The sequence below is a fragment of the Saccharopolyspora gregorii genome (genome assembly GCF_024734405.1).
Classification (GTDB): Bacteria; Actinomycetota; Actinomycetes; order Mycobacteriales; family Pseudonocardiaceae; genus Saccharopolyspora_C; species Saccharopolyspora_C gregorii.
In genome coordinates, this window is record NZ_CP059556.1 from 1,086,236 (window position 1) to 1,105,176 (window position 18,941).

Genomic DNA, 18,941 nt, shown 5'->3' on the forward strand with positions numbered 1-18,941 from the left:
CCGACGCGGACGGAACACCATGACCAGCACCGCCATCACCGGCATCGGCGAACTCACCACCAACGACGACGAGCTCGGCACCCCCGGCGACGCCGCGCTCGTCCTCGACGGCGACCGCATCGCCTGGGTCGGACCAGCCCACCGCGCACCCGCCGCCGACACCTCCGTCGACGTCGGCGGCCGCGCCGTGCTGCCCGGCTGGGTCGACAGCCACACCCACCTGCTGTTCGCCGGCGACCGCACCGCCGAGTTCACCGCCCGCACGAACGGCGAGCCCTACGCCGCGGGCGGCATCGCCGTCACCGTCGACGCCACCCGCGCCGCCACCGACGACGAACTCCGCGCCACGCTGCGCCGCCACCTCGCCGAAGCCGCGTGGAACGGCACCACCTGCGTCGAGACCAAGACCGGGTACGGGCTCACCGTCGCCGACGAACTCCGCGCCGCCCGCATCGCCGCCGCCGAAGCCGACGACGTCACGTTCCTCGGCGCGCACCTCGTGCCGCCCGGCGAAGACCCCGACCGCTACCTCGACCTCGTCCGCGGCGACATGCTCGACGCCGTCGCACCCCACGTGCGCTGGTGCGACGCGTTCTGCGAACGGGGCGCCTTCGACGCCGAGCAGACCCGGCGGGTGTTGCGCGCCGCCGCCGACCGCGGACTCGGGCTGCGCGTGCACGGCAACCAGCTCGGACCCGGACCCGGCGTGCGGCTCGCCGTCGAACTCGGCGCCGCCAGCGTCGACCACTGCACCCACCTCGAAGCCGAGGACATCGCCGCGCTCGCCGGATCGGGCACCGTCGCCACCCTGCTGCCCGCCTGCGACCTCTCCACCCGGCAGCCGCTGCCGCCCGCGCGGGAACTCCTCGACGCCGGGGCGACCGTCGCGCTCGCCTCCAACTGCAACCCCGGTTCCTCCTACACCACGTCCATGGCGTTCTGCGTCACCACGGCCGTGCTCCAGATGCGGATGACCGTGCCCGAAGCGATCCGCGCCGCCACCCTCGGCGGGGCGCGGGCGCTGCGGCGCGACACCGGCGACGGGGCCGTCGGCGTGCTCCGGCCCGGTGCGCGCGCCGACCTGCACGTCCTCGACGCGCCCAGCGCCTCCTGGCTGGCGTACCGGCCCGGGGTGCCGCTCACGCACGCGGTGTGGCGAGCGGGGGAGCGGGTGCGGTGAGGAAGGGAACCTTCCTGTCACGAGGGCGAGGAAGGGAACCTTTCGATCACGGGCGCGGTGAAGGGAACCTTCCGGTCACGACGGGCGGAAGGGGGACGTCGCTGCCACGGATGCGGTGCGGGGAACCTTCCTGCCATCCGTGGGATGACGGGAACTTTCCGGTCATCCCGGAGCAGGGGAGCTGCTCAGTCGTCGTCCGCGTCGTCGCGGGCGAGGAAGGTCGCGAGGCGCTCGGTCGCGTCCTCGAACGCCGGGTTCAGGTCCACGAAGACCCGCATCCGGTCCGCGAGCCACGCCAAGGTCACCTCGTCGTCGCCACGGCGCTCCTCGAGCTCCTCGATGCCCCGGTCGGTGAAGTACACCGTCTCCTCCTCCACGTGCGAACCGGCGGCAGCGCACCGCCGGAGCTGACAGCAAGGGAACCTTACTGTCACACGTGGCAGGAAGGTTCCCTTCATCGCACCCCTCCGGGCGCGCAAAAAGGGCCGCCGGTTCCCGGAGGAACCGACGGCCCGCGGCAGGCCCGGTCAGCCCGCTTGGGTGGCGGGCCGGACGATCCGTTCGGCTTGTTCGAGCAGGCTCCGCAGCTTCCGCGCTTCGAACGCGCTGATCCCGGTGACCTGAGCGGTCGTGCGGTTCGCCGCAGCGACGCAGACGGTCCGGATCCACTCGGACTGGCTGAGGCCCGCGGTCGCCGCGGCTTCGCGGATCGCCGCTGCCTCCTCGCGGCTCATCCGGAACGAGGTCGACACGTTGAGCGGCTGGGCCACCTCGACCGCGATCTCTTCGGCGTCGTCGAAGTCCGCTTCGAGCTCCTCGCGGTGCAGCTGGTGCCATTCGGCCTCGTCGGAAGCTGCACCATCGTGCGGGTCCCGGGTCATGTCGCCTCCCAAGCCGTGATCGGACGAACGGTCGAGGACGGTTCGTCGTAGGCGATGGCCACCAAGATCGGGCGGCCGCCGCGCGTGCGGCCGAGCAGGAGGTGCGACGCGGCCCTGGCTCGCTTGTTCCGAGCCACCTTCGTCGGGTTGGAGATCGCCTGGTCGATCTCGTCCGCCGAGACGCCGTGGCGGGTGGCGTGCTCCAGATTCGCGTCATCCCACTCGATCGACTCGATCCGCATGGCCGATCAATGTATTACACAGGTTAGTTCGCGTATTACGCGGCGGCAAGGTGGGGAACGTCGCCCTCGGCCGATGAAGGGAACCTTCCGGTCACCACTGGCAGGAAGGTTCCCTTCATCGCACCCCTCCGGGCGCGCAAAGAACGGGCCGCCGGTTCCCGGAGGAACCGACGGCCCGCGATCGTGCGCAAGGATCAGGCGAAGGCGTTCTGCACCACTTCGGCCTGCTCCACGTCGTGCACGGCCTTGAGGCCGGTGGCCGGGGCGGCCATCGGGCGCCGCGACACGCGCTTGAGCCCGCGCATCCGCTCGGGGAACAGCTCCGGCAGCGCGAGGCCGAGGAACGGCCACGGGCCCTGGTTCGCCGGTTCTTCCTGCGCCCACCGGATATCGGTGGCGTTCGGGTAGCGCTCCAGCAGCGCGCCGAGCTTGCGGTGCGGCAGCGGGTACAGCTGCTCGAGCCGCACCAGGGCCGTGTCGGTGTGGCCCTGCTTCTCCTTCTCGGCGGCGAGGTCGTAGTAGAGCTTGCCGGAGCAGAACACGATCCGGCGCACCGCCGACGGGTCCGGCTGCGCCGGGTCGTCGATCACCGAGGTGAACTTGCCCTCGGTGAAGTCGGCGACGGAGCTCGTCGCGGCCTTCATCCGCAGCATCGACTTCGGCGTGAACACCACCAGCGGACGGTGGATGCCGTCCAGCGAGTGCCTGCGCAGCAGGTGGAAGTAGTTCGCCGGCGTCGACGGCAGCGCCACCGTCATCGACCCCTCGGCGCACAGCTGCAGCCAGCGCTCGATGCGGGCCGAGCTGTGGTCGGGGCCCTGGCCCTCGTGGCCGTGCGGCAGCAGCAGCACCACGTCGGAGCGCTGCCCCCACTTCGCCTCACCGGACGAGATGAACTCGTCGATGATCGACTGGGCGCCGTTGAAGAAGTCGCCGAACTGCGCCTCCCACAGCACCAGCGCGTCCGGGTTGGCCACGGAGTAGCCGTACTCGAAGCCCATCGCCGCGAACTCGGACAGCGCCGAGTCGTAGACGAGGAACTTCGCCTGGTCCTCGCCGAGGTTCTGCAGCGGGGTGTACTCGGTGCCGTTCTTCCGGTCGATGAGCACCGAGTGCCGCTGGCCGAAGGTGCCGCGCCGCGAGTCCTGGCCGGTGAGCCGCACCGAGCGGCCCTCCATCGCCAGCGACCCGAACGCGAGCAGCTCGCCGAAGCCCCAGTCGATCTCGCCTTCGCGGGCCATCTTCGCGCGCCGCTCCAGCACCGGCTTGACCCGCGAGTGCGGGGTGAAGCCCTCGGGCAGGTCGACGTGCGCGTCGGCGATCCGCTCCAGCGTGGCCGGGGAGATCGCGGTGACCAGCTTCGTCGGCACCTGCTGCTCGGACTCCACCGAGGGGCTGGGCTCCGGCGGGTGCTTCTCCAGCTCGCGGACCTCGTTGAACACGTGCTCCAGCTGGGAGGCGTAGTCCTTGAGCGCCTTCTCGGCCTCTTCGACGGTGATGTCGCCGCGGCCGATGAGGGACTCGGTGTAGGTCTTGCGCACGCTGCGCATCTTGTCGATGGCGTCGTACATCGCCGGCTGCGTCATCGACGGGTCGTCGCCCTCGTTGTGACCGCGACGGCGGTAGCAGACCATGTCGATCACGACGTCCTTGCCGAACGCCTGGCGGTACTCCACCGCCAGCTTCGCCACCCAGACGCAGGCCTCGGGGTCGTCGCCGTTGACGTGGAAGACCGGCGAACCGATCATCTTCGCCACGTCCGTCGAGTACTTGCTCGACCGCGAGTGCTCCGGGGCGGTGGTGTAGCCGACCTGGTTGTTCACGATCACGTGCACAGTGCCGCCGGTGCGGTAGCCGCGCAGCAGCGACAGGTTCAGCGTCTCGGCGACCACGCCCTGACCGGCGAACGCGGCGTCGCCGTGCAGCAGCACCGGCAGCACCGTGAAGCCTTCCTGGCCCTTGTCCAGGATGTCCTGCTTGGCGCGGACGATGCCCTCCAGCACCGGGTCCACGGCCTCCAGGTGCGAGGGGTTCGAGGTCAGCGACACCTTCGTCTCGCCGTCGCCGAACATGCGGAAGTACTTGCCCTCCGCGCCCAGGTGGTACTTGACGTCACCGGAACCGTGCGCCTGGCCCGGGTCCAGGTTGCCCTCGAACTCGCGGAAGATCTGCGAGATCGGCTTGCCGACGATGTTCGCCAGCACGTTCAACCGGCCGCGGTGCGGCATGCCGATGACGACCTCGTCGAGGTCCGCGGCGGCCGAGGAGTCCAGCACCGCGTCCAGCAGCGGCACCACGGTCTCGGCGCCCTCCAGCGAGAAGCGCTTCTGCCCGACGTACTTGGTCTGCAGGAACGTCTCGAACGCCTCGGCGGCGTTGAGCTTCGAGAGGATGTACTTCTGCTCGGACTGCTCCGGCTTCTCGTGCGGCTTTTCGACCCGATTCTGCAGCCACTCGCGCTCGTCCGGCTCCAGGATGTGCATGTACTCGACGCCGACGGTGCGGCAGTACGAGTCGCGCAGCACGCCCAGCACGTCGCGCAGCGACATCCGCTCCTTGCCGGCGAACCCGCCGACCGCGAACTCCCGGTCCAGGTCCCACAGCGTCAGGCTGTGCGAGAGGACGTCGAGGTCCTCGTGCCTGCGCTGCCGGTAGTTCAGCGGGTCGATGTCGGCCATCAGGTGGCCGCGGGTGCGGTAGGCGTCGATCAGCTCCAGCACCCGGGCGGTCTTGTCGACCGCGCCCTCCGGGATGTCCTGGGTCCAGCGGATCGGCTCGTACGGGATGCGCAGCGACGAGAAGATGTCGTCGAAGAACTTGTCCTCGCCCAGCAGCAGCTGGTGCACCTTGCGCAGGAAGTCGCCGGACTCGGCGCCCTGGATGACCCGGTGGTCGTAGGTCGAGGTCAGCGTCACGATCTTGCTGATGCCCATGTCGACCAGGGACTTTTCCGACGCGCCCTGGAACTCGGCCGGGTAGTCCATCGCCCCGACGCCGATGATCGCCGACTGGCCCTTGGTCAGCCGCGGCACCGAGTGGTTCGTGCCCGACGGGCCCGGGTTCGTCAGCGAGAACGTGGTGCCCGCGAAGTCGTCCGCGGTCAGCCCACCGGTGCGGGCCTTGCGGATGATGTCCTCGTAGGCCTGCCAGAACTGCTGGAAGGTCATCTCCTCGCAGCCCTTGATGGAGGCCACGACGAGGTTGCGCGAGCCGTCCTTGGCGGGCAGGTCGATCGCGAGACCGAGGTTCACGTGCTCCGGGGTGACCACCGCGGGCTTGCCCTTGGCGTCCTCCCCGTAGTGGCGGTTCATGTTCGGGTAGTCCCGCATCGCCCGCACCAGCGCGTAGCCGATGAGGTGCGTGAACGAGACCTTGCCGCCCTTGTTCCGCTTCAGGTGGTTGTTGATCACGATGCGGTTGTCGAACAGCAGCTTCGCCGGGACCGCCCGCACGCTCGTCGCGGTCGGCACCTCCAGCGACTGCTCCATGTTCTTGGCGATCGCCGCGGCCGCACCGCGCAGCGGCTTCGTCTCCTCACCCGCACCGGAGCTCTTCACCGGAGCCGCCTTCGCGGCCTGCTGCGGGGACGGCTTCGGCTCGGCCGCCTTGGCCGGCTTCGGCGCGGGGGCCTGCGCCGCGGCGGCCGGGCGAGCCTGCCCGTTGCCCTCGCTGCGCGTGGCCGTCGCAGTAGTCGTTCCCGACACCGTTGTCGTCGTCGCGGTCGACCCGGCTCCTGCCGCGGCGGTGGAGTTGTCAGCGGCTACCGAGACCGAGGTCGCCTGCCCCGGCTTGTAGTCGGCGAAGAACTCGTGCCACGCGGAGTCCACCGAAGCGGGATCTTGGAGGTACTGCTCGTACATCTCCTCGATCAACCACTCGTTGGGGCCGAACTGTGACGCAGGGCTGCTGCTGGACACGGCTGGCGTTCGCCTCGATCCATCTGCTCGTGATGTACACACACTCAAGTACCAGGCTAGCGGTCCGTTTAGTGCGGTTGGCACACAGTGCGGGCCTGGTGGAGAAGAGTTCGGTCACAGGATCGATCAGGAAAGTCCCTCACCAGGCAAACATGACCCGTTCGGGCGTGGTCCTCGATCACTGGCATCCGTACTATGCGCCGACTCGCCGCCGGTGCTCCGGTCGGCCTCCGCCCCGTCTGTCGCCTGCGGACGGCACAACGTTTCGGTCACGACCGCTGTTCCCGCCGTTCGGGACGACCCGGTCCGACCGGCGAGAACAGGTGACGCGGCGTGCCCGGACTCACCCGCGCGGTGAGCACGTCAGGGGGAGGTGCGGAGCGGGTCCTGCGCCGAGTCACCGGGCCGCACCGGCTCGTGATCGGGCCCGCCCGGTCCCGGCGCGTGATCACCGGCCCGCCACAGCCGCGCGTAGTGGCCGTTCCGCGCCAGCAGCTCCGCGTGCGCACCGTCCTCCACCACGCGGCCGCCGTCGACCACCACGATCCGGTCCGCCCGCGCCGCCGTGCCCAGCCGGTGCGCCACCACGAACGTCGTGCGCCGCGCCGCCAGCCGATCGCTGGCCGACACCACCAGCGACTCCGTCGCCGGATCCAGCGCGGCCGTCGCCTCGTCCAGCAGCAGCAGGTCCGGCCGCACCAGCTCCGCACGCGCCAGCGCCACCAGCTGCCGCTGTCCCGCCGACAACTCCCGGCCGCGCTCGCCGACCTGCTGGCGGAACCCGCGCCGCAACATCGCGATCCCCGGCAGCGCGCCCACGTCCCGCGCCGCCGCCTCCACCTCCGCGTCCGACGCCGACGGCCGCCCGTAGGCGATGTTCGCGGCCACGTCCCCCGCGAACAGGTAGCCCTCCTGCGGGACCACCGCCAGCCGGTGGTGGAAGCCGGACAGCTCGTAGCGGCGCACGTCCACCCCGTCCACCAGCAGCTCGCCGCCGGTCACGTCGTAGAACCGGGCCAGCAGCTTCACCAGCGTCGACTTCCCCGCACCCGTCGGGCCCACCAGCGCCACCGTCGTCCCCGGCTCCACCCGCAGCGACACGTCCCGCAACGCGTCCCGCTCCGCACCCGGGTAGCGGAACGACACCGACCGCAGCTCCACCGCGCCCGCCAGCCGGTCCGGCACGGCCACCGGCGCCGCGTCCTGCGGCACCGACGTCGGGGTCCGCAGCAGATCTCCGATGCGGCGCAACCCCACCCGCGCCTGCTGATAGCCGTCGAACACGCCCGACAACTGCTGCACCGGCGAGAAGAACATCCCCAGGTACAGCAGGAACGCCACCAGCACCCCCGCGGTCAGCTCGCCCGAGGCGACCCGCGTCGCGCCCACGCCCAGCACCGCCGCCTGCGCCAGCTCCGACAGCAGCGCCGTGAACGGGAAGTACGTCGCGATGTAGCGCTGCGCCCGCAGCCGCGACCGCCGGTACGCGTCGCTGCGCTGCGCGAACACCTTCGCCGAATAGCGCTCGCGGCGGTGCGCCTGCGCCACCCGCAGCCCCGACACGTTCTCCTGCAGGTCCGCGTTGACCGTGCTGACCCGCTCCCGGGCCTCCGCGTACGCCGTCGACGACACCCGCCGGAAGATCACCGTCGCCACCACCAGCGGCGGCAGCACCGCCAGCGCCACCAGCGCCAGCGACAGGTCCGTCACCAGCAGCGCCACCGCGATCCCCACGATCGTGAACGCGCTCACCACCGCCGTGGCCAAGCCCGTCTGCAGGAACGACGACAACGCGTCCACGTCCGTCGTCATCCGCGTCATGATCCGGCCCGCGAGTTCCCGCTCGTAGTAGTCCAGCCCGAGCCGCTGCAGGTGCGCGTAGCTGCGCACCCGCAGCAGGTACAGCAACGTCTCGCCGGTGCGGGCCGTCACCACCGTCTGCACCTTGATCACCAGCCAGTTCACCAGCACGATCACCGCGCCGACCGCCGTCACCAGCCACAACGTCCCCGGATCCCGCGCGTCCACCCCGCCGTCCACGCCGTGGCGCACCAGCGACGGCAACGCGACGGACCCCAGCGCGTCCGCCGCCACCAGCAGCACCGTCAACGCCAAGCCCCACCGGATCGGCCGCAACAACCGCGCCAGCCGGAACCCCGGATCGGGCGCCGTCGCGTCCACCCCGGGCAGCCGCGGCGCCGCCACCGCCGGCGGCAGCGCGCGCAGGCCCTCCGCCAGCTCCGGCGTCAACGGCGTCGCCGCACCCGAACCGCCGCGAGTACCGCGCACCCCGCCCGGCACCGCCACCGCGCGCGTCCGCTCCGGTTCCTCCGCCGCCGGCCACAGCTCCGCGGTCGGGGCCGCATCGGCCGGCACCGGATCCGGCTCCGCCGCACCCGCCGCGTCGATCTCCTCCCCGGGACCGGCCAGCAGCGAGCGGAACAACCCGCACCGCTCCCGCAGCTCCTCCTGCGTGCCCACGTCCACGACCCGGCCCGCGTCCAGCACCGCGACCCGGTCCGCCAACGCCAACGTCGACCGGCGGTGCGCGATCAACAACGTCGTGCGCTGCGCCGTCACCGACCGCAACGTGTCGTGGATCGCCGCCTCCGTCGCCGGATCCACCGCCGACGTCGCATCGTCGAGCACCAGGATCCGCGGATCCGACAGCAGCGCCCGCGCCAACGCCACCCGCTGGCGCTGGCCACCCGACAACGTCAGGCCCCGCTCACCGACCAGCGTCCCGTAACCCTCGGGCAGCGCCGCGATGAAACCGTGCGCCTCCGCCGCGCGCGCCGCCGCCTCCACCTCCGCGTCCGTCGCGTCCGGGCACCCGTAGGCGATGTTCCCGCGGATCGAATCCGAGAACAGGAACGCCTCCTCGAACACCACGCCCACCGCCGAACGCAGCGACTCCAGCCGCAGGTCCCGCACGTCGTGCTCGGCCCCGCCGTCCGCCGCGCCGATCCGCACCGCACCGTGCTGCACGTCGTAGAACCGCGGCAGCAACAACGACACCGTCGACTTGCCCGACCCCGCCGGACCCACCAGCGCCACCGTCTCGCCCGGCTCCACCAGCAGCGACACGTCCCGCAACACCTGCTGGTCCCGGGTGTAGCCGAAACCGACCCCGTCCAGCCGCACCCGCAGCGGCACCTCCGGCAGAGCCACCGCACCCGGCCGGTCCCGCACGTCCGGCCGCGAATCGATCAGATCCGTGATCCGCTCCATGCCCGCCCGCGTCAACTGGCCCTGCACCAGCACGCTCGCCATCATCCGAGCCGGGCCGCCCAACATCGCCACGTACGCCGCGAACGCCACGAACGTGCCCAGCCCCACCTGGCCGTGCAGCGCCATCCAACCGCCGAGCCCCAGCACCCCCACCTGGCCCGCCGCGGGCAGCACCGACAAGCTCGCCTGCGGGAGCGACGTCATCCGCGCCGTGCGCAGCCGCTCCGCGAACAACCGGCGCGCACCCGACTCCAACCGGGCCACCTCGCGGGCCTCCTGGCCGAAGCCCTTCACCACCCGGACCCCGGACACCGTCTCCTCGACCTGCTGGGCGATGTCCGCCGCCCGCTGCTGCGCCGACCACGTCGCCGGGAACAACCGCTTCTTGCTGCGCGCCGACACCGCCGCGATCAACGGCACCACCACCAGCACCACCGACGTCAGCAGCGGCGACAACCACACCATCGCCACCAGCGCGAACGCCATCAGCACCACGGTCCCGGCCGCCAGCGGCACCATCGACAGCAGCGCGTTCACCAGCTGCAGATCGCTGATCGCCCGCGACGCCACCTGGCCCGTGCGCAACGCGTCCTGCTTGCCGCCGTCCAAGCGCTGCACCGAGCCGAACACCGCGCGCCGCAGGTCGTGCTGCACGTCCAGCGCCAACCGGCCCGCCGAATAGCGGCGCACGAACGCCGCCCCGAACCGGAACACCCCCAGCCCCGCCAACGCCGCCGCGAACCACCACAACCGGTCGGTATCGCCCGCCACCGCGTCGTCCACCGCCGTCTTCGTGATCAGCGGGACCAGCGCCTCCAAGCCCACCGCCGCCACCGACGCGCCCAACGCCAGCAGCATCGCGACCGGGTGCCGCCGGCAGGCGGCGAACAATCGGCGGATCCAACCAGGACGGGAACATTCGCTGCCGGAGTCGCTCACCAGGCCAGGTTAGGTGCCGGGGACGACGGGGATCCGGGGGCGCGGCGGCGGCGCACCGGCGCTCACCTGAGCGAGGAGGGGAACCTTCCGGTCATCGACGTGAGGAAGGGAACCTTCCTGTCACGGGTGCGAGGAAGGGAACCTTTCGATCACAGGTGGGATGAGGGGAACCTTCCTGTCACGGGTGCGAGGAAGGGAACCTTTCGATCACAGGCGCGATGAAGGGAACCTTCCTGCCACCGCCCCGCACGAAAGAGGGGACCTCCCCACCCGAGCAGGAAGATCCCCTCCGATCGAACAGCGCCACCTCAGGTGATGTCGCGCCGCCCGCTGAAGTACCAGCCGCCGAGGACGAACAGCGCCGCGTACCCGGCGAAGGTCAGCATGCTCAGCCACCACGGATGCCCGTAGGACCCGCCGAAGACGAAGTGCAGCACCTCGAACAGCCCTTGCGGCACGTACTGCTCGTCGGGCCCGGCGGTGGCGCTGATGAAGATCGGTACGGCGAGGTTGCCGACGATCCCGCTCCCCGCGGCCCCCGGCAGGTAGGCGCTCACCCCGGACGCGTCGGAGCCGACGAGGAACAGGTCGACGATGAACTCGAACACGAACTTGTAGACCAGCAGCACGATGATCACGATCACCGGGTTGGCGACGAGAGCGCCGAACCCGACGCCGAGCAGCGTCCACAGCACCATCGCGAGGAGCCCGGCGGCGCACACGATGAGCCAGTCCGGACCTTCGCCGAACCCGTCGAGCCCGGCGCCCGCGATCGCGCCGAGGCTCGCCGACAGCACGTTGACCAGCCCGTACAGCAGGCCGAGGTTGGTGTAGGCGATGAGCTTCGCCCCGAGCACCGCCCCGCGCGGGTTGCCGGTGAGGTACGTGGTGGTGATGCTCTTGTTCCGGTACTCCCCGGCGAACGCCAGCGCCCCCACCAGACCGGCGAAGATCGTGCTGAAGTTCGTCGACATCGACATGGTGAGCAGGCCCAGCGGCAGCGGCCGCCCGATCTCCTGCTCGATCGAGGACATGTAGCCGAACCCGGTGCCCATCCAGCTGGCGCCGAAGCTCAGCAGCGCCACGGGGATGAGCAGCGCCCACCACAGGTTGGTGGTGAAGAGCTTCCGGAACTCGGACTTGACCAGGCCGTCCATCAGGCGCCACCTCCGAATCCGCCGTGCTGCTGGTACGGGTTGGGGCCGCCGGGCGGTGCCCAGCCGCCGGTGCCGGGTGGCGGACCGCCGGGCGGGTGCTGGTTGCCGACGTACTGGCCGCTGGTGAGCTGGAAGAACAGCCGTTCGAGGTCGACCTGCTCCTCCTGGATCCCGTAGACGGCGACCCCGGCCTGCAGGGCCAGTTCGGCCACCGACCGGGAGTCGGAGCCGGTGACGGCGATCCGCCCGTCGGGCAGCGGTTCGACCGCCAGCCCGGCCGCCTGCAGCGCGTTCACCAGCGCCTGCGGATCACCGGCCTGCACGAGCACCCGGTTGCGCTGCTGCGCCCGCAGCTGGTCCAGGTCGCCGTTGTAGACGCACTCGCCGCGGCTCACGATCACCACGTGGTCGACGGTGTGCTCCATCTCGCGCAGCAGGTGGCTGGAGACGAGCACGGTGCGCCCGGACGCGGCGAACGACTTCAGGAAGCCGCGCAGCCACGCGATGCCCTCCGGGTCGAGCCCGTTGGCGGGTTCGTCCAAGATCAGTACCTGCGGATCGCCGAGCAGCGCCGTGGCCAGCGCCAGCCGTTGCCGCATGCCCAGCGAGAAGCCGCCCGCGGCCCGGTTCGCGGCGCCGGTCAGCCCGACGAGGTCCAAGGCGTGGTCGACCTGCTGGTCGGGCACGTTCATCGCCGCCGAATAGCAGCGCAGGTGGTTGCGCGCCGTGCGGGACGGGTGGAAGCTCTGCGCCTCCAGCACCGCCCCGACCACGGTGGCGGGGTTGCGCAGCTGCGCGAAGGGCACCCCGTTGACGGTGGCGGTTCCCGACGTCGGGTTCACCAGCCCCAGCACCATGCGCAGCGTCGTCGTCTTGCCGGATCCGTTCGGGCCGAGGAACCCGGTCACCACACCGGGGTGAACGGCGAAGCTGAGGTCGCGGACCGCGCTGACCGGCCCGAAGTTCTTGCTCAGGTTCTGCACCAGGATCCGGCCGCTGCCGTCGTGCACACGCTCCTCCATCGTCGCTCGGCCCCGCAGGGTGCTCGCGAGCGCGGGACGCGGACGATCACGCTCGGGCGCGGGGCCGGTCCCATCCTGCCTGACCGGCCCGCGCCGACAGGGAGGAGTTCGGAAATCAACCGGTCCCGTGCTGCGGCCAGGCGATGGGCCGTTCCGGCCCGGGCCGGCGCGCCGCGGCGGGCCGGCCGTCCTCGGGGCGGGGGGAACGGTGGTGGCGGACCGGTGCGCTGCTCGGCCAGCGGCCGGTGGGCTGCCGCCCCTCGGCGTCCGGGCCGGGCTCGTCCGCCGGGCCGTGGCGGCCGGTCGGGGCGGCGGGCGCGGTGCGGTCGCCGATGAGGCCGCGGTGCACCATCAGCCACGACTCGCACGGCCAGCTGCGGCTGCGCACCGCGCCGGAGCAGGCGGGGCAGCGGCCGTCGGCATCCGGGTGGTGAGCCTCCAGCAGGGCCCGGAGCCCGCTGGTGAGGCGGTGCAGCTCGGACCTGGCGACCGGTAACAGCTCCTCGGTGCCGCCTTCGACGGCCACCCGCTCCAGCCGGGCCAGCCGGTCCAGGACGGCCTCCCGCATCTTCGCGTCGTCCACGTGCCACTCCCCGCGTCGTACGGTCATCGCGCGCGCTGATCGGGGCGGAGAACGCGGGCCCCGGTGGCGCCCGCGACGAGCACCGCCGCAGATCGCCGCGGCTTGGCGCACTCCCATCGGCAGCTCACCCGGCCGACTGCACCGAACTCACTCGGTCGAGTGGATTTCCGGTCGTGGCGGGGAACCGGGCGTTCGTCACGCTGCGCACGTCGGAAATCAAGCGTTCGTGTCCTACACTGGGACCTGGCGGCCTGCTCCCGGTGACCCCCAGGCCGGTTGAGCGGGCCGCCCTCTAACCCCTTCCGGGGTGTTCTCACCTCCACGAGTGAAACTCGCCGGTCTCGCCGCGCAGTGGTCTCGGATGGTCTCGCGGTTGCGGATCGGTTCAGACCAGCACCGCGTCCGGGGCCGTGCTCGGCAGCCCGTGCGCCAGCGCCACCGCCTCGCTCACCAGCAGCCCGCCGTGCGCGTTCAAGCCCCGGGCCAGCGCCGCATCCGCCCGGCACGCCGCCCGCCAGCCCTGATCGGCGATCCGCAGCACGTACGGCAACGTCACGTTCGTCAACGCGTACGTCGAGGTGTTCGGCACCGCGCCCGGCATGTTCGCCACGCAGTAGAACACCGAACCGTGCACCCGGAACGTCGGATCCTCGTGCGTCGTCGGCCGCGAATCCTCGAAGCACCCGCCCTGGTCGATCGCCACGTCCACCAGCACGCTGCCCGGCTTCGACCGCGCTACCAGCTCGTTCGACACCAGCTTCGGCGCCTTCGCACCCGGCACCAGCACCGCGCCGATCACCAGGTCCGCCGCCCGCACCGCCGACTCCACCGCGTACGCGTTCGACGTCACCGTGCGGATCGCGCCCCCGTGCGCCGCGTCGATCTCCCGCAGCCGGTCCACGTCGGTGTCCAGCACCTGCACCTGGGCGCCCATGCCCGACGCCACCCGCGCCGCGTTCAACCCGGCCACCCCGCCGCCGATCACGACCACCCGCGCAGGCGGCACCCCGGGCACGCCGCCCGGCAGCACACCGCGACCACCCTGCGGGGTCAGCAGCGCCTGCGCGCCGACCTGCGGGGCGAGCCTGCCCGCGACCTCGCTCATCGGCGCCAGCAGCGGCAACCCGCCGCGCGCCGTCTGCACCGTCTCGTAGGCGAGAGCCGTCACCTCGGCGCGCAGCAACTCGTCCGTCAACTCCGCCGACGCCGCCAAGTGCAGGTAGGTGAACAGCACCTGGCCCGCCCGCAGCCGCGGGAACTCCTCGGCCACCGGCTCCTTCACCTTCAGCACCAGCTCGCCCTCGGCCCACGCGTCCGCCGCGGACGGCACGATCGTCGCGCCCGCCGCCGCGTAGTCCTCGTCGGGGATCGACGAACCGAGCCCGGCGCCGGCCTCCACGAACACCGCATGCCCCCGCGCGGCCAGCTCGTGCACCCCTGCCGGGGTGCACGCCACCCGGTACTCGTGGTTCTTCACCTCACGCGGCACTGCGACCTTCACCCGGTCCGCCTCCCGACACCACGACCGAACACCGACCCCAGCATCATCCGCCCGGCGTCCGCACCCCGCCGCGAGGAAGGGAACCTTCCGGTCACCGGTGACCGGAAGGTTCCCTTCCTCGCTGTGATCCGGGCGGCTGGGCGTTGACACCCGCCCACGTCCGTTTATCGTTGCCGGGCACGACCACAACCGCACAGCGCCGCAGAACCCGAGCGGGAGAGACCCTGCGCAACGCAGGGCGCCGAAGGAGCAAACCCTCCCCGCAAAACTCTCAGGCACCCATGACCGCTCGGGCGAGGCCACTCTGGAAAGCGCGCGCCCCGGCGCCGCACCCACGGTGCAAGCCGCGAACCACCGCGGCGAAGCTCTCAGGTCCCGAAACAGAGGGGGAGGCCCGCGAACCCAGGGCACACCCGTGCCCGCGATGGTGAGGAGCCTCCATGTCCCTGCCCGAACAGCTGCGCTACACCGAAGAGCACGAGTGGATCGAGGACCGCGGCGACCTGGTGCGCATCGGCATCACCCCGTACGCGGCCCAAGCGCTCGGCGACATCGTCTACGTGCAGCTGCCCGAGGTGGGCGAGCGGATCGAATCCGGCGCCTCCTGCGGTGAGCTGGAATCGACCAAGTCCGTCAGCGACCTGTTCGCGCCCGTGACCGGCGAGGTCGTCGCCGTCAACGCGGCCGCCGCCGACGACCCCGCGGTGATCGGCTCGGATCCGTTCGGCGAGGGCTGGCTGCTCGAAGTGCGTGCCGAGCAGACCGGTGCTGTGCTCACGGCCCAGGAGTACGCCCAGTTCACCGGTGGTGAGTAGGCCGGGGCTGAGGGGGACGGAGCTGTGACGATCAGCGTCTTCGACCTCTTCTCGGTGGGCATCGGCCCGTCGAGTTCGCACACCGTCGGCCCGATGCGGGCGGCGCGGATGTTCACCGCGCGGCTGCGGGACGACGGTCTGCTCGGTCAGGTCGACAAGGTGAAGGCCGAGCTGTTCGGTTCGCTCGGCGCGACGGGGCACGGCCACGGCAGCCCCAAGGCGGTGCTGCTCGGCCTGGAAGGGCACGACCCGGAGACGGTCGACCCGGCCGCCGTCGAACAACGGGTGGAGACGATCCGCGCCGACGGCAGGTTGTTGCTGGCGGGGGAGCGCGACATCCGGTTCTCGGTGGACCGCGACCTGGTGATGCACCGGCGCAGGTCGCTGCCGCTGCACCCCAACGGGATGCGGTTCGCGGCGTTCGGCGCAGGTGGGGAACTGCGGTCCGCGGTGTACTACTCCGTCGGTGGCGGATTCGTCGTCGACGACGAGGCCACCGGCACCGACCGGATCAAGCCGGACGAGACGCCGGTGCGCCACCCGTTCCGCACCGGCGACGAACTGCTCGCCCGGGTCGCCGAATCCGGCTCCCGGATCAGCGACGTCATGTTCGACAACGAGCTGTCCTGGCGCTCCGCCGAGGACGTCCGCGCCCGGCTGCTGCACATCTGGTCCGTGATGCAGGAGTGCGTCGACAACGGGTGCCGCAACGACGGGGAACTTCCCGGCGGGCTGCGGGTGAAGCGGCGCGCCGCCGCGCTGCGGGCGAACCTCGGCGAGCAGGACGACGCCATGGAATGGCTCACCCTGTTCGCGCTCGCCGTCAACGAGGAGAACGCGGCAGGCGGACGGGTCGTCACCGCGCCCACCAACGGTGCCGCCGGCATCGTTCCCGCGGTGCTGCACTACTACGTGCGCTTCGTGCCGGGGGCGAACGAGCAGGGCGTCATCCGGTTCCTGCTCGCCGCCGGTGCCATCGGGGTGCTGTTCAAGGAGAACGCGTCGATCTCCGGTGCCGAGGTCGGCTGCCAGGGCGAAGTCGGTTCGGCCTGCTCGATGGCGGCCGCCGGGCTCGCCGAGGCGATGGGCGCGACGCCGTGGCAGGTGGAGAACGCCGCCGAGATCGCGATGGAGCACAACCTCGGCCTCACCTGCGACCCCATCGGCGGGCTGGTGCAGATCCCGTGCATCGAGCGCAACGCCGTCGCCGCGGTCAAGGCCGTCACGGCGACGCGGATGGCGCTGCGCGGCGACGGCAGCCACTTCGTGTCGCTCGACAAGGTGATCAAGACGATGCGGGAGACCGGGCGCGACATGAAGGTCAAGTACAAGGAGACCGCTCGCGGCGGGCTCGCGGTGAACGTCATCGAGTGCTGAGAGCGCTTCGTCTCGCCCGGCGCTCGAAACCGCGCGGGGCGGTGAGAGCAGGGGAACCTTCCTGTCACGTCGCAGGCGTGGACCACCGGCGTGAGTCGATGCGAGCAGGGGAACCTTCCTGTCACCGGTGCGATGAGGGGAACCTTCCTGTCACGCTCGGCCTCGTCCGGAGCCGTGGTGGCCGGTGTGGTGGAGTGCGGCGGTGGTGTTCCGGCGGGCCGCGCGGTGGTGGCTCCGGATGACGGGGAGGTTCCCTTGCAGAATTTAGGATGCGCACAACTCAGTTGCGCGCAACTTGAATTGGGGCTAATGTCGGCCACGTGCAGGAGGCGGGGATGAGCGCGGACTCGGCGCTGTCGCTGGACCAGCAGGTGTGCTTCGCGCTCTACAGCGCGTCGCGCTCCTTCACCAACCTGTACCGGCCGTTCCTCGACGAGCTGGGACTGACCTACCCGCAATACCTGGTGATGCTGGTGCTCTGGGAACACGACTCGCTGGCGGTCAAGGACCTCGGGGCGATGCTCAAGCTGGACTCCGGGACGCTGTCGCCGCTGCTGAAACGGCTCGAAGCGAGCGGACTGGTGGACCGGCGGCGCAGCACCCGCGACGAGCGGTCCGTCGAGATCGGACTGACCGAGCGGGGGCGGGAGCTGCGGCAGCACGCCGAGCAGATCCCGAACCGGGTGCTCGCCGCCAGCGGCATGGAACTCGAGGAGGTGCTGGCGCTGCGCTCCACGCTGCACCGGCTCACCGCCAACGTGGACCAGGCCGCGCACCGGGCCAGGGCCGCCGTCGCCGACGGCGTCCCCATCACCGACGAACTCCTGCGCGGGACCACGACACAAGGAGACTGAGATGGCAGCGTTGTACACCGCCGAAGCGACCGCGACCGGGGAAGGGCGCGGTGGCCGCACCCGCTCCTCCGACGGAGTGCTCGACCTCGACCTGGCGGTCCCGCGCGAGATGGGCGGCCCCGGTGGCGACTCCACGAACCCGGAGCAGCTGTTCGCCGCCGGTTACGCAGCCTGCTTCCACAGCGCGCTGCAACTGGTCGCCCGCAAGGCGAAGGCGAACATCGCCGACTCCTCGGTGACCGCCCAGGTCGGCATCGGCAGCAACGGCGCGGGCGGGTACGCGCTCGAGGTCACGCTGTCGGTCAGCCTCCCCGGCGTCGACCAGGAGCAGGCCCGGCAGCTCACCGAGCAGGCCGACGCGGTGTGCCCGTACTCCAACGCCATCCGCGGGAACGTCCAGATCGACCTCGCGGTCGCCTGACCTCCGCTCGGCGCGCCCGCCTCGGATTCCGGGGCGGGCGCCGTCACATCAGCAGCACGTACACCGCGCCGATCGCGCCGGCCAGCAGCGCGAGCGCGGTGAACGCCGCCTGCAGCACGCCGTCCGGCAGCGGTTTCGCCGCGCGCAGGTTCCGCTCCGCCTGCCGGTGCCTGCGCCACGACGCGACCGCGATCACCGCCGCCAGCGGCAGCGCCACCGCGGCGCACACCGCGGCCGCGACCGCGCTGCGGTGCGCCAGCAACCGCAGCAGCACCATCAGGCCCACCACGAACGTCAACCCGGTCCGCAGCCAGGCCAAGGTCGTGCGCTCGACCTGCAAGCCCGGATCCCACGGGCCCTGCCCCGGCACGCTCAGAACCCGTTGACCAGCAGCAGCACCGTCGCCGCCACGCCGACCACGCCGAGCCCGAACCCGAGGACCGGCGCCAGCTTCGGCGGCGGCAGCGGGGCCTTCGTGCGCAGCGCCCGCTCCATCGTCATCCACCGGCCGAACGCCGCCACGCTGCACACCACGCCCGCGAGCAGCAGCAGTACCGCCAGCGAGGTCCGCAGCGGATCCGGGCCGGGCGACATCGCCGCGTTCAACGCCTCCACGCCGACACCGGCCGCCATCAACGCCAAGGCGGTGCGGATCCACGCCAAGAACGTGCGCTCGTTCGCCAGCGTGAACCGGGGATCCGGTTCCTCGCCCACCCCGTAGATCCGGTGCGGCCAGCGCCTACACGCGGGCTCTTCGTTCTCGGCAGCCATACCGCCACCGTAGTGCGACCGGAGCAGCGCGAATCCGTCGAGGGGGCGAT

16 protein-coding genes and 2 riboswitches are annotated in these 18,941 nt (G+C 71.5%); of the genes, 5 read left to right on the forward strand and 11 right to left on the reverse strand.

The features are described 5' to 3' along the window. The first annotated feature begins 19 nt into the window (after window positions 1–19). Complete coding sequence (hutI, locus tag H1226_RS04685) at window positions 20–1,180, forward strand: imidazolonepropionase (protein ID WP_258347425.1); 1,161 nt, start codon at window positions 20–22, stop codon at window positions 1,178–1,180. A 185-nt stretch (window positions 1,181–1,365) separates the two neighbouring features. Here the strand turns inward: hutI and H1226_RS04690 are convergent, their stop codons facing one another. The 9 genes from H1226_RS04690 to ald all read right to left on the reverse strand — a co-directional run bounded on the left by H1226_RS04690 (window position 1,366) and on the right by ald (window position 14,653). Next, the gene (locus H1226_RS04690; RefSeq protein ID WP_258347427.1) at window positions 1,366–1,542 is read right to left on the reverse strand and encodes a DUF6104 family protein; all 177 of its coding nucleotides are present in this window, start codon (window positions 1,540–1,542) and stop codon (window positions 1,366–1,368) included. 165 nt (window positions 1,543–1,707) lie between these two features. Next, entirely contained in the window at window positions 1,708–2,061 is a 354-nt protein-coding gene (locus H1226_RS04695) for a plasmid mobilization protein (RefSeq protein ID WP_224958281.1), read from the reverse strand. After that, a complete protein-coding gene (locus H1226_RS04700) occupies window positions 2,058–2,303 on the reverse strand; it encodes a DUF4258 domain-containing protein (protein ID WP_258347429.1) in 246 nt (81 codons plus the stop codon). Before H1226_RS04700 ends, H1226_RS04695 begins: the two co-directional genes overlap by 4 nt. Before the next feature lie 194 nt (window positions 2,304–2,497). After that, window positions 2,498–6,220: a multifunctional oxoglutarate decarboxylase/oxoglutarate dehydrogenase thiamine pyrophosphate-binding subunit/dihydrolipoyllysine-residue succinyltransferase subunit gene (locus H1226_RS04705; RefSeq protein WP_258347430.1), complete on the reverse strand. Its 3,723-nt coding sequence runs from the start codon at window positions 6,218–6,220 to the stop codon at window positions 2,498–2,500. Between the two features lie 363 nt (window positions 6,221–6,583). Next, entirely contained in the window at window positions 6,584–10,309 is a 3,726-nt protein-coding gene (locus H1226_RS04710) for an ABC transporter ATP-binding protein (protein WP_258349338.1), read from the reverse strand. Window positions 10,310–10,698: 389 nt separating this feature from the next. After that, window positions 10,699–11,547, reverse strand: a complete 849-nt coding sequence (locus H1226_RS04715; protein WP_224967357.1) for an ABC transporter permease — start codon at window positions 11,545–11,547, stop codon at window positions 10,699–10,701. Beyond that, on the reverse strand, window positions 11,547–12,569 hold the full coding sequence (locus tag H1226_RS04720; protein WP_224958286.1) for an ABC transporter ATP-binding protein: 1,023 nt from the start codon (window positions 12,567–12,569) through the stop codon (window positions 11,547–11,549). The genes H1226_RS04715 and H1226_RS04720 overlap by 1 nt, the downstream gene beginning before the upstream one ends. 115 nt (window positions 12,570–12,684) lie before the next feature. After that, entirely contained in the window at window positions 12,685–13,179 is a 495-nt protein-coding gene (locus H1226_RS04725) for a hypothetical protein (RefSeq protein WP_258347432.1), read from the reverse strand. A 358-nt stretch (window positions 13,180–13,537) separates the two neighbouring features. After that, window positions 13,538–14,653 (reverse strand): alanine dehydrogenase, encoded by a 1,116-nt coding sequence (ald, locus tag H1226_RS04730; RefSeq protein WP_258347434.1) that lies wholly within the window; start codon window positions 14,651–14,653, stop codon window positions 13,538–13,540. A gap of 203 nt (window positions 14,654–14,856) precedes the next feature. Further along, window positions 14,857–14,951, forward strand: a riboswitch (glycine riboswitch). 1 nt (window position 14,952) lies between these two features. Next, window positions 14,953–15,044, forward strand: a riboswitch (glycine riboswitch). Between the two features lie 49 nt (window positions 15,045–15,093). On the opposite strand from ald, the gene gcvH reads away from it, so the two are divergent. The 4 genes from gcvH (at window position 15,094) to H1226_RS04750 (ending at window position 18,120) form a co-directional block, all read left to right on the forward strand. Then, window positions 15,094–15,468, forward strand: a complete 375-nt coding sequence (gene gcvH / locus H1226_RS04735) for a glycine cleavage system protein GcvH (RefSeq protein ID WP_258347436.1) — start codon at window positions 15,094–15,096, stop codon at window positions 15,466–15,468. A 24-nt stretch (window positions 15,469–15,492) separates the two neighbouring features. Continuing rightward, window positions 15,493–16,845 (forward strand): L-serine ammonia-lyase, encoded by a 1,353-nt coding sequence (locus H1226_RS04740; protein ID WP_258347438.1) that lies wholly within the window; start codon window positions 15,493–15,495, stop codon window positions 16,843–16,845. 335 nt (window positions 16,846–17,180) lie between these two features. Next, window positions 17,181–17,699 carry a MarR family winged helix-turn-helix transcriptional regulator gene (locus tag H1226_RS04745; protein ID WP_224958291.1) on the forward strand — a complete coding sequence of 173 codons (519 nt, stop codon included), beginning with the start codon at window positions 17,181–17,183 and terminating at the stop codon, window positions 17,697–17,699. A gap of 1 nt (window position 17,700) precedes the next feature. Next, the gene (locus H1226_RS04750; protein ID WP_258347439.1) at window positions 17,701–18,120 is read left to right on the forward strand and encodes an organic hydroperoxide resistance protein; all 420 of its coding nucleotides are present in this window, start codon (window positions 17,701–17,703) and stop codon (window positions 18,118–18,120) included. Between the two features lie 43 nt (window positions 18,121–18,163). Here H1226_RS04750 and H1226_RS04755 read toward each other — a convergent pair whose 3' ends face one another. Together H1226_RS04755 and H1226_RS04760 are read right to left on the reverse strand one after the other, a co-directional pair. After that, window positions 18,164–18,460 (reverse strand): DUF202 domain-containing protein, encoded by a 297-nt coding sequence (locus tag H1226_RS04755; RefSeq protein ID WP_258347441.1) that lies wholly within the window; start codon window positions 18,458–18,460, stop codon window positions 18,164–18,166. A 32-nt stretch (window positions 18,461–18,492) separates the two neighbouring features. Then, on the reverse strand, window positions 18,493–18,891 hold the full coding sequence (locus tag H1226_RS04760) for a YidH family protein (RefSeq protein WP_224958295.1): 399 nt from the start codon (window positions 18,889–18,891) through the stop codon (window positions 18,493–18,495). Window positions 18,892–18,941: the final 50 nt, after the last annotated feature.

Coding starts and splice junctions, on each gene's coding strand:
- H1226_RS04700 (WP_258347429.1), bottom strand. CDS start 2,303: ATGCGGATCGAGTCGATCGAGTGGGATGACGCGAATCTGGAGCACGCC.
- hutI (WP_258347425.1), top strand. CDS start 20: ATGACCAGCACCGCCATCACCGGCATCGGCGAACTCACCACCAACGAC.
- H1226_RS04720 (WP_224958286.1), bottom strand. CDS start 12,569: ATGGAGGAGCGTGTGCACGACGGCAGCGGCCGGATCCTGGTGCAGAAC.
- H1226_RS04715 (WP_224967357.1), bottom strand. CDS start 11,547: ATGGACGGCCTGGTCAAGTCCGAGTTCCGGAAGCTCTTCACCACCAAC.
- H1226_RS04695 (WP_224958281.1), bottom strand. CDS start 2,061: ATGACCCGGGACCCGCACGATGGTGCAGCTTCCGACGAGGCCGAATGG.
- H1226_RS04725 (WP_258347432.1), bottom strand. CDS start 13,179: ATGACCGTACGACGCGGGGAGTGGCACGTGGACGACGCGAAGATGCGG.
- H1226_RS04760 (WP_224958295.1), bottom strand. CDS start 18,891: ATGGCTGCCGAGAACGAAGAGCCCGCGTGTAGGCGCTGGCCGCACCGG.
- gcvH (WP_258347436.1), top strand. CDS start 15,094: ATGTCCCTGCCCGAACAGCTGCGCTACACCGAAGAGCACGAGTGGATC.
- H1226_RS04745 (WP_224958291.1), top strand. CDS start 17,181: ATGAGCGCGGACTCGGCGCTGTCGCTGGACCAGCAGGTGTGCTTCGCG.
- H1226_RS04710 (WP_258349338.1), bottom strand. CDS start 10,309: ATGCTGCTGGCGTTGGGCGCGTCGGTGGCGGCGGTGGGCTTGGAGGCG.
- H1226_RS04750 (WP_258347439.1), top strand. CDS start 17,701: ATGGCAGCGTTGTACACCGCCGAAGCGACCGCGACCGGGGAAGGGCGC.